Raw genomic sequence first — 8,800 nt, 5'->3', positions numbered from 1 at the left:
GCTCGGGTCTCCAGTAGATCTGAGGGGGCTCACTGCATAACGGCTCACACGCCGGTGCCGTGGACTGCAGACGGAAGTATTTCAGCAGCCTGTTAGCTGTATCAGCGGTGTTATGGTCGTGGCGCGTGTCAATCACCAAAGCGCGCAGAACCCCTTGCAACTCGTGCTCAACTTCATTGCGCAGAGCATCCAGTTCGCCTTCGCGAATAAATGCAGAGATGTTATCGTTGGCGTGAAAGCGCTGTCCCGCTTGAGCAAGGCGCTTCGTAATGCGCCCTGAAGTTGTTTCTTTGGATGCCGTCACTACATCACCAGCGTCAAGGTCCATCAACATGTTAGTCCTCCGACGAGGGGCACGGCCCCTCGTCATTTCATGTGAGCTTTATGTATTACTTGCGGAATTTTTCGGGAAACGCCGCGATAAGACCACTACTCAGGGCATCAGCCATTTCCAGCATGTGAGTCTCGGCACTACCGTATTCGGAAATACCCTTGGCGTAATCGCCTTGGATCACAGCGGTGGCGTAAACCAGTGTGGTGTCGATATGTCCCTTCATCATCGAACGAACTACATCCTGCGGCCAGTTCTTGTTGGCTTTGGCAAGAAAATCGGCAATTTCCTGTGCATTGCTGTAGGCGGCAGCGATCGCCTTATCCAACTCAGCCTTGTTGCCTGCTTTGGCGTATTTGACAACTTCAACAGCTGCACCGATATGCTCCTTGAGCAGCTTGGTCAGGGCATTGCCTGCGGCTTCACCGTAATACGGTTTGATGGCGTTACCAATATCTTCCTGGTTCTTCAGCAGGCGTGCGGCCGTGGCATCAAAGGCTGCCGGATTGGAGACATAGGCAGTTACTGCCGCATAGGTCCATTCCATATGCTGTGCCCAAAGTGTCTGCATTCCCGAGTACAGCTGGCTCATGCTGGCCGTGCGCACCCCATTGGAGACGGTAACCCCTGCGTGACTTGCTTTTGCGTGATCAACGCCATTGTGGGCACTAGCCACCTGCGGGGAGGCTACGGCAAATGTGGCCAAACAGGCGACCGTGGCGATACGGGCTTTCAGGATGGGGGTGACATGCATGATGCTCTCCAGTCAATGTCTGTTGGTTGGTAAGTAAGGAGCGTTTTACGCCTTACCTGACATTGGATGATGTGAGCTTCTCCTGCGTTCCCGGCTCCAACTTTCTAGAGCTTCAGTACAGATGACAGGTGGTGCAGTCGTCTTCTGGAAATGACACCCAGCCCTGCTTCGAGTTCTCGTATTCGGCGCGTGACGCCTTGCCGTTGGCGTGCTGCTCGGCAACGGTCACAGCCTGGGTGAGCGGGATCTTGGCCTTGGCAATCGCCTGGGCGTCGTTTTCGATTCCGCCCTTGGCGGCGTAGGCGACCGCGCCGGTTGCGGCGATGGCGATGGCCAGCAAGGAAAGTTTGGTGTAGCGGTACATGATGCTTCTCCAGAAGAGTGCAGGGATTTGCACAGTGGAGAAGCTACGCAGGCAGACTTAGCTCGTACTGAGCCGGGACGGTTTTGCTCTCGCCGATGTAGTGCAATCAAGTTCTGACAATTGGTGCAGCGGTCTTCTGAAAATGACACAAGAATCCCCCGGTTCCGATTGCCTTCGCGCCAAACAACCCGTAAAGTATTCAACGTTCACGCAAGGTACGTTTGAATGCTCATCGGCTACGCCCGCGTCTCCACGCAAGACCAACATCCCGACTTTCAGCTCGATGCGCTGAAGGCGGCGGGGTGCGAGCAGGTCTTCCAGGAGAAGATGACCGGCAAGCTCGCCGATCGCCCTGAACTGGTCGCTTGCCTACGCACCCTGCGCAAGGGCGACATCCTGGTGGTGTGGAAGCTCGACCGCCTAGGGCGCTCGCTCAAGCACCTAGTGGAGATCATCCACGATCTGGAGCAGCGCGGCGTGGCGTTCCGATCGCTGACCGAGAGCATCGACACTGCGAGTGCTGGCGGCAAGCTGATTTTCCACGTCTTCGGCGCCCTGGCCGAGTTCGAGCACAGCCTCATCCGCGAGCGCACCCTGGCGGGACTGTCCGCCGCCCGCGCCCGTGGACGCAAGGGCGGGCGCAAGTTCAAGCTAAGTGCCGAAGACGTACGCAAAGCTGCCGCCATGCTGCACGATCCCTACATGACCAAGACCGAGGTGGCCAAGCACTTCAAGGTCTCGCGGGTCACCCTCAACAAGGCGCTGGAGGCGGCGGGGCATCCGGCGAATTCGACCGCCGCGCTTGCATGCTGACCCAACACAGACTCGACAAGCGAACTACAAGTGTCAAACAGCGTCCCTGCTGTTGACTGGCGTCCCCACCCGGATAGGCCCATTGACATCATCGTCAGTTCTGACGATGATTCGTACCTATGCGCTATCCCGGAGGGAAGGGTAAGACCTTCCAGCACGTCATCAACCTGATGCCACCACATCGTGTCTACATCGAGACACACTTAGGTGGCGGGGCGGTGATGCGTCACAAGCGACCGGCATCCCACAGTATCGGAATCGACATAGACAAGCAGGTGATCAGTGCTTGGTCGCAGAGTCAGGGCCGCGCGCTCGAAGTCGAGCTGCGCTGCGAGCGCGCCGAACACTTCCTCACCCAATACCCGTTCCAGGGTGACGAGGTGATTTACGCCGACCCGCCTTACCACCCTGAAACGCGTCGACAGGCCAGGGTCTACAGGCACGACTATGCCGTCGAAGACCATGCACAGTTGCTGACACTGCTCACTTCGCTGCCCTGCAGAGTCATCCTCTCCGGCTATGCCAACGAACTCTACAGAGAACGGCTGCAGGGATGGCGAACCCGGACATTCACTGCAAAAACCCACATCGATCTCCGTGAAGAAACGCTGTGGTTCAACTTCGACCCGCCAAAAGTATTGCATGACAGCCGCTTCGTCGGCGAGAACTTCCGAGATCGGCAGACAACCAAGCGCCGCTTACAGCGTCTGCAGGAGAAGTTCATCCGCATGAATCCCGTCGAGCGCGCAGCGTTCACTCAATGGCTCAGCGAAACCTATCCATTGCATGCCGCCCGCAACCAGAGCAACAGACCATGACACAGACAGCCAGCCTCCTCACCCGCACCGGCGTCATCCAAGTGGAGATGCCACCTCCTGATGAGCCGCTCATGGGCAGAGTACCTTGGGGCGCATTCGACGTGTTCCCGACGCCCGCCTATTGGCAATTTCAAGTCGTGGCGCGGCGCCTCGCAGGTCGACCGGCAGACTACAAGCTTGGCCGCACACTGGCAGAAGAAGTTGCCGCCTGCCTGCTGGGTGGCCATGGCATCCCGGCTACGGTCGGGCTGGCCGCATACAGGCGGCTTCACGAGCGCGGCGCCTTCGGTTCATTCCCCCCTTCGCAGACGACGATCGAGGAATGGTTGAAGGAGCCTTTACAGATTGTGTCGCATAAAGGCACGCGTTCGGTGCGCTACCGCTTCGCTGCGCAGAAGGCACGCTTCCTCGCGGCCGCACTACCCAAAGTCCAGGCGCCGCCCACCTTCGAAACAGGACGGCAATTGCGTGACTGGCTCATGCAACTCCCTGGTGTAGGGCCCAAGACAGCCTCATGGATCGCCCGCAACTGCAAGGACGCCGACGACGTAGCGATCCTGGATATTCACATCATGCGCATTGGCCAGGTGCTGGGCCTATTCCCTCGCGAACTCACTGTAGAGCGTCACTACTCCCAATTGGAAGCCCTGTTCCTTCAGTTCAGCGAGGCTTTAGATGTTCGAACCTCAGAACTCGATGCAGTGATCTGGTATGAGATGGCCTCGTCACCGAAAGCGGCACGCGCTGTGATCGAACATCTGGAATCCCTGTCGAACAGTTCATGCTGGCGATCGCGGGGGGCCAACCTCCAGCATGAACTGCATCTGATCTGATGCAGCCTGACGGGCACGTGCACTCGCTTCAAGTCAGGCCCTACCCATGACGGCAAGGCCCACTGCCTGCAAGGCAGAAGCGTTCGGCAATTGTGCTGTCAAATATGGTCGGCCAGTGATACCCAGTGGGCAAAATGCGACCCCAATGGCCTCGGCCACTATCGACATATAACCAAGCACTACACCAGCATCACGCCAAACTAGGGTCGCATGATGTTCATATTTTGCAGCGGTCTTGCCGGACTCAGCCACCAACCCAATCAGCAATCCGTTGGCGAGCTCAACCAACGAATCGGCAGCTTTACGACTGGCCGCTACGCTTAGCTCTGAGTCCAGCAGCTCGATGAGCGCATGTTCGAGCGGGTCGTAGCGGAACCACGGGCCAGCTTCCCGTGCAAGCAGCACGTGGATCGGATGCATCGCTCCGGCCGAGGGATGAACCCGCGACTCCTGGTCTGGCCCGAAGGCGCTTGGCCTTGAACTGCGATTGCGGCATGCGAGCCACAAGAACTCGCCCAGAGTCAATTCATCAATAGACGTCTCGAATGTCCGGCGGGTCTGGCGTTGATCCAAAAGCGCCGCAAGCTCAATCTCCAAAGGCTGCGCGCGTGGCACGAGCGGCGTTCTGGCCCCATCCGGCCAGACGTAAGGCTCATAGCGCAATGGCAGCGAACGGGGCACAGGATCAAGCAGCACCGCTGTACTCTGTACCCAGCTCCGCATAGGTGGCAAGGTATTTATTGCACCCTCGGCAGTCGCCACAAGCGATGTGCGCCTTGTGGCAACTGTGCGACCATGCAAGCAGGCTGGCTGGCACGCCCGCCATCCGGATGAGATCGGCAGTGGTGAAGTCAATGGCCGGAGCAATCACCCGCAGAGCACCTTCCTGGAACTCCATCAAGCCATCTATGCGGTTGACGAATTCTGGCATTCCGTCGCGGTGGCTATCACCATCGGATTTAACAGTGCCGATGTAAAGCGCCCGCACCTCCCGAGCGATCGCTCGCATGCTGGCCAACGTGATAAGCAATTGATTGCGATAAGGCCACCAGTCGGAAGCGCTGCCGTGTGCATCGACCGCCTTGTGCACCATGTCACCGGAACCAAGCGAGCTGCAGTCCAACTTGATGATTTCATGTGCAATACCGAGTTCACGGCAGACGTGGGCGGCGGCAAGCATTTCGGCAGATGCGGCCTTCTGGCCGTAGTCGATCGTCACTGCCCATTGAGGGCGTTTCCACCAAGCGATGGCGATCGAGTCCATTCCGCCTGACAGCAGGAGGCCGGTCTTCACAGTTTCACCGCCTCCCACAAAGTGGTGTAAAGCGCCGTGGTGTAGTTATCGCAAAGCGTGCACCCCGAGCCCTCCATCATTTTCAGGCTCTCGCCTTTGTGGCGTTCGCTATAGACGATGACCGGCTTATTCAATGCTCGCGCATAGCCGATCTCATACACCGTACCGGCGTCAAGCCCATCGGTGATAGCTAACATCAGATCACAATCCACGATCGCTTGTAAATCCTGAGCGACGACGTCATCCGCACTGCCTAGACCTACATCATGGTAGGGAGAAAAAACTCGCAATCCCATTTCGTGCAAGTTGTTGCGTGCCTGTTCGACCATCCAGACCTGCGCCAGATCGAAGAACGGCCCGGCGAGGTAAACCCGGCGCCGGATGCCGTCGTCATAGTCTGTCGATAACTTTAAGGGCTGGAAGCTATGGCTGGTGAAGAGTTGAGTACTTGGGAAGCCTTGCGTTTCACAGTAATAACTGGTTGCTCGGGAGGCGATCTCGGCGGCGTCGCGCGGTGATTTTCCTTCATGCATCCATGCGTTCGCAAAGTGCGCGACGAAGCAATCACCCGAACCTACTTTCCACACACGGTTCGTCCGGTAGGCCGACACTCGATCCGTGCCCTGGGCGGTCCAGACAAACGCACCTTCCGGCCCCATCTTGACCACCACGACTTCAGCGCCCTGCTGTTGCGCCAAGGCTGGCGCGGTAACCGATGGTGGTTGATCTGTCATGCCGGCCATCCGACCAGCCTCGAAGTTGTTCAGGACCAACGCTAGGTGATCAGCCGTGGAGCCGTTCGCTCGAAAGGGCTGGCTCGCGTGCGCATTCTGCGGGTCGTAGACCGCCCAGCGGGCGTGAACCACCGCATCTCCTTCGAGCATGCCAAAGCGCACCACTTTATCCTCGTTTACCTCGATTGATGCGAAAGGACGGTTCGGGACGTGGTGAATCTGAGGTGTCGCCAGGTCGTGCAAGTAGGTGAAACCAACCATATCTGGCACTGCAGTTGGGCGCGTTTGAAACGACTTTAGCCACGCGCCTTGCTCGTTCATTGCCGCCTGCGCTTCGTCGCTCATGTACGAGTGCAGGACAACCGGCGTATCCAAGGTCGCAATGGCGAGTGCGGCCCGTCCACCAGAGCCGAAGATCGTATTCCATCGCGGATGAACGCAATACTCGCGGTACACGCCTCCGACAACATGCAGCGTCATCCGATGTGCCCAACTTCTACCCGAACCTGGCCCCCGTTGATCGAGAGCACCTCAGCCTCATAGACGTGCCCGCCCTCGATGCAGTTACGAAGGCGTGCCGCATCAGGGCCAGCGAGCCCACCGACCAACGTGCCGTTGTGCAGTACTCTCACGACCATCTGAATACCTTGCTGTGCCACATCGATCATGAGCACACTCCCCAGCTCTAATGCAGCTACTGCTGCCGGTTGCGGGCTGGAAACAAGGATAGTGAACTTCAGTTCGCTGCAAAGAGGCTGGGGGTCGCCAACACCTCCGCCTCCGCCTCCTCCACCGCTCCCAGACATGTTTGCCTCCTTGAATTACATGGATTGGGGAATCAGCATAGATTGCTCGGTCCACGCCGTGAATGCCTGCATGGTATTTGGGCAATATGATGCAGAAACCTGTCAATCTTGACAGGGAGGACAAGATGCATCTGGAAGGTTCCGAGACCACTGCCCATGTTGTTACTGAGATTTGCTCCAGGCACGGTGGCCCTGTCAACTCAGCATCCCCAGCATTCCCGCCCGAATGACCGCAGCGGTCTTGTTCGGCGCATTCAGCTTGGTGATCACGTTGGCAATGTGAAAATTCGCCGTGCGCTCGGAGATGTTGAGGATGTCGGCGATCTCCGACGCCGTCTTGCCATCCGCCGTCCAGCGCAGCACCTCGATCTCCCGATCGGTGAGTTGGACTTCCGCTTCGGGCATCAGCTTGGCCGAGAGAATGCGCGACATACCGAGATGCACCATCTGCGTCAGCCAAGCTAGCTTGATCTCCTTGTCGCGCAATTCGATCTCGGAAATTGGCTCCCCCGATCGTGACACCGACAACAGGCCCATGGTGCTGTTCACATCCCGGCCGGATTGCGCCCAGCCGACACACAAACCGAACGAACGGGCCTCTTCCCAGAGATCGCGACTCGAGGCGAAGAACGCGTCTGACCAGATGACGGGCTGCAGGGAATGCGTACCATGGCGGACCGTGGGGTCAACCGCAATGTATCCCCTCTCCTTGTACCGTTCTTCCCACGCACGCGGATAATTGGTCAGCAACACCACCCTGGGCTGGGAGACCGGCAGCGGCATGCGTAGCCCATAGGAGCAATGGTCGAATCCGAGGTCATGGACGATCGAGACGACGAGTTCGAACAACTGCGCGTCACACGTGGCCGTCTGCAGCGCATGGAGTTGGTGTTCTTGCCATCCCTTCACGGCCTTCTCCTGCGGACAGTACTTGTGGCGGACTGTCATATTTGACACTATTCCTGCATTGTGTCTTCATGTAACGTGTCCTCTGCAATTCATTGAGGACGACCAACATGATGCACCCGACCACGAATGACGGCCTTGCATTTTTCCAAGCGTCAATGATGACCCTGTCAGATGACGGCCTGATCCGTCTCACCCTTGAAACCCTCAGGACGATACCCTTTACCCATCTGCTGTCTGGCCTGGATGAACATGATGGATCACCACCCATCTGTGAGGCTGCCAGTCTGGACCCGATCTCCGGTTATACCGAATGGCTGAGTACGACATCCCCGGCCATCACCCTGGGTTGGGACTGGTGGCTGGATGTCTCTGCGATGCCGCCCGTCTACACCCCTATCGGCGAACCCCGAAGCAATGTGATGATCGTGGATGCTCAGCACCGCGATCTGGGCCGACGCAGGACCGATGCCGCGCTGGGTATGCTGATTTCAACCTGGTCTTGGCAAGCGGCGGTCGAACAGCATATTCGTTCACGTTACGCCTGATGGCCTGTCAGATCTGACAGTTACGCGCCCGCTTTGGCGCAGGTGGAATACCCCCCAAGGATGGATGCCAATGGGAGGTGGTATGCAGATCGTGTCAGGATCCTCGGCGCAACTTCAGCAGGGCTTGCATGCCAGCGTCGGGCGCTATCGTCATCGGGTGTTTGTGGAGAAGCTCGGCTGGGACGTGCCCACTCGGGAGGGCATTGAAGCCGACCAGTTCGATCGCCCGGATACCGTCTACGTTGTTGGTCGGGATGCTCAGGGTCAAATTTGCGGCTGCGCCCGACTGCTGCCCACCACCCGACCCTACCTCCTGGGCGAGGTGTTCCCGCAACTACTCAATGGCTTTGCGCCACCTGCATCCCCCGATGTCTGGGAGTTGTCGCGATTTGCGGCCACAGATTTCAACAGTCAGACCACGTCAGCGTTGGGAAAGATGTCCTCAGAAGCAGCGATTGCATTGATGCGCGCGTCGATTTCCTGTGCGGCGGAACAAGGGGCCAAGCGACTGATTATGGTGACGAATATCGGTGTGGAGAGGTTGCTGCGCAGGGCTGGCTTTCAAGCGCACCGTGCGGGGCCGCCCATGATTATTGATG

11 protein-coding genes and 1 pseudogene are annotated in these 8,800 nt (G+C 58.1%); 5 read left to right on the top strand and 7 right to left on the bottom strand.

Features of this window, described 5'->3' with window-relative positions; genetic code table 11:
• From AC2VLV_RS13260 to AC2VLV_RS13250, 3 genes and pseudogenes are all read right to left on the bottom strand, one after another.
• A pseudogene (locus tag AC2VLV_RS13260) lies at nucleotides 1-334 on the bottom strand (hypothetical protein); the annotation flags it as partial.
• A gap of 55 nt (nucleotides 335-389) precedes the next feature.
• Entirely contained in the window at nucleotides 390-1,085 is a 696-nt protein-coding gene (locus AC2VLV_RS13255) for a hypothetical protein (protein ID WP_486990433.1), read from the bottom strand.
• Nucleotides 1,086-1,197: 112 nt separating this feature from the next.
• Complete coding sequence (locus AC2VLV_RS13250) at nucleotides 1,198-1,449, bottom strand: PepSY domain-containing protein (RefSeq protein ID WP_486990432.1); 252 nt, start codon at nucleotides 1,447-1,449, stop codon at nucleotides 1,198-1,200.
• A gap of 225 nt (nucleotides 1,450-1,674) precedes the next feature.
• Between AC2VLV_RS13250 and AC2VLV_RS13245 the strand changes: the two genes are divergently transcribed.
• The 3 genes from AC2VLV_RS13245 (at nucleotide 1,675) to AC2VLV_RS13235 (ending at nucleotide 3,913) form a co-directional block, all read left to right on the top strand.
• Nucleotides 1,675-2,262 carry a recombinase family protein gene (locus tag AC2VLV_RS13245; protein WP_482678079.1) on the top strand — a complete coding sequence of 196 codons (588 nt, stop codon included), beginning with the start codon at nucleotides 1,675-1,677 and terminating at the stop codon, nucleotides 2,260-2,262.
• 119 nt (nucleotides 2,263-2,381) lie between these two features.
• The gene (locus AC2VLV_RS13240) at nucleotides 2,382-3,080 is read left to right on the top strand and encodes a DNA adenine methylase (RefSeq protein WP_482678078.1); all 699 of its coding nucleotides are present in this window, start codon (nucleotides 2,382-2,384) and stop codon (nucleotides 3,078-3,080) included.
• Nucleotides 3,077-3,913, top strand: coding sequence for an 8-oxoguanine DNA glycosylase (locus tag AC2VLV_RS13235; protein ID WP_482678077.1), 837 nt, complete (start codon nucleotides 3,077-3,079; stop codon nucleotides 3,911-3,913). Before AC2VLV_RS13240 ends, AC2VLV_RS13235 begins: the two co-directional genes overlap by 4 nt.
• A gap of 33 nt (nucleotides 3,914-3,946) precedes the next feature.
• On the opposite strand, the gene AC2VLV_RS13230 is transcribed toward AC2VLV_RS13235, so the two are convergent.
• The 4 genes from AC2VLV_RS13230 to AC2VLV_RS13215 form a co-directional block, all read right to left on the bottom strand.
• Nucleotides 3,947-4,609 carry a nitroreductase family protein gene (locus AC2VLV_RS13230; RefSeq protein ID WP_482678076.1) on the bottom strand — a complete coding sequence of 221 codons (663 nt, stop codon included), beginning with the start codon at nucleotides 4,607-4,609 and terminating at the stop codon, nucleotides 3,947-3,949.
• Nucleotides 4,599-5,207 carry a 7-cyano-7-deazaguanine synthase gene (locus AC2VLV_RS13225; protein ID WP_482678075.1) on the bottom strand — a complete coding sequence of 203 codons (609 nt, stop codon included), beginning with the start codon at nucleotides 5,205-5,207 and terminating at the stop codon, nucleotides 4,599-4,601. Before AC2VLV_RS13225 ends, AC2VLV_RS13230 begins: the two co-directional genes overlap by 11 nt.
• A complete protein-coding gene (locus tag AC2VLV_RS13220; RefSeq protein ID WP_482678074.1) occupies nucleotides 5,204-6,421 on the bottom strand; it encodes a nucleoside 2-deoxyribosyltransferase in 1,218 nt (405 codons plus the stop codon). Before AC2VLV_RS13220 ends, AC2VLV_RS13225 begins: the two co-directional genes overlap by 4 nt.
• 521 nt (nucleotides 6,422-6,942) lie before the next feature.
• Complete coding sequence (locus AC2VLV_RS13215; RefSeq protein ID WP_486990431.1) at nucleotides 6,943-7,695, bottom strand: autoinducer binding domain-containing protein; 753 nt, start codon at nucleotides 7,693-7,695, stop codon at nucleotides 6,943-6,945.
• 68 nt (nucleotides 7,696-7,763) lie between these two features.
• Between AC2VLV_RS13215 and AC2VLV_RS13210 the strand changes: the two genes are divergently transcribed.
• The gene (locus tag AC2VLV_RS13210) at nucleotides 7,764-8,201 is read left to right on the top strand and encodes a DUF4902 domain-containing protein (protein WP_486990430.1); all 438 of its coding nucleotides are present in this window, start codon (nucleotides 7,764-7,766) and stop codon (nucleotides 8,199-8,201) included.
• 82 nt (nucleotides 8,202-8,283) lie between these two features.
• Nucleotides 8,284-8,800: acyl-homoserine-lactone synthase (locus tag AC2VLV_RS13205; protein ID WP_486990429.1), on the top strand; the 517-nt coding region annotated here is incomplete at its 3' end.

It is taken from the genome of Thiomonas sp. TH-17 (assembly GCF_057473305.1).
The sequence above is the reverse complement of the archived record's forward strand: the minus strand, read 5'-3'. Positions and strand labels throughout refer to the sequence as shown.

Excerpts from the sequence above, each read along its gene's own strand:
- AC2VLV_RS13255 (WP_486990433.1), bottom strand. The coding sequence starts at position 1,085 with ATGCATGTCACCCCCATCCTGAAAGCCCGTATCGCCACGGTCGCCTGT.
- AC2VLV_RS13250 (WP_486990432.1), bottom strand. The coding sequence starts at position 1,449 with ATGTACCGCTACACCAAACTTTCCTTGCTGGCCATCGCCATCGCCGCA.
- AC2VLV_RS13245 (WP_482678079.1), top strand. The coding sequence starts at position 1,675 with ATGCTCATCGGCTACGCCCGCGTCTCCACGCAAGACCAACATCCCGAC.
- AC2VLV_RS13240 (WP_482678078.1), top strand. The coding sequence starts at position 2,382 with ATGCGCTATCCCGGAGGGAAGGGTAAGACCTTCCAGCACGTCATCAAC.
- AC2VLV_RS13235 (WP_482678077.1), top strand. The coding sequence starts at position 3,077 with ATGACACAGACAGCCAGCCTCCTCACCCGCACCGGCGTCATCCAAGTG.
- AC2VLV_RS13220 (WP_482678074.1), bottom strand. The coding sequence starts at position 6,421 with ATGACGCTGCATGTTGTCGGAGGCGTGTACCGCGAGTATTGCGTTCAT.
- AC2VLV_RS13215 (WP_486990431.1), bottom strand. The coding sequence starts at position 7,695 with ATGACAGTCCGCCACAAGTACTGTCCGCAGGAGAAGGCCGTGAAGGGA.
- AC2VLV_RS13210 (WP_486990430.1), top strand. The coding sequence starts at position 7,764 with ATGATGCACCCGACCACGAATGACGGCCTTGCATTTTTCCAAGCGTCA.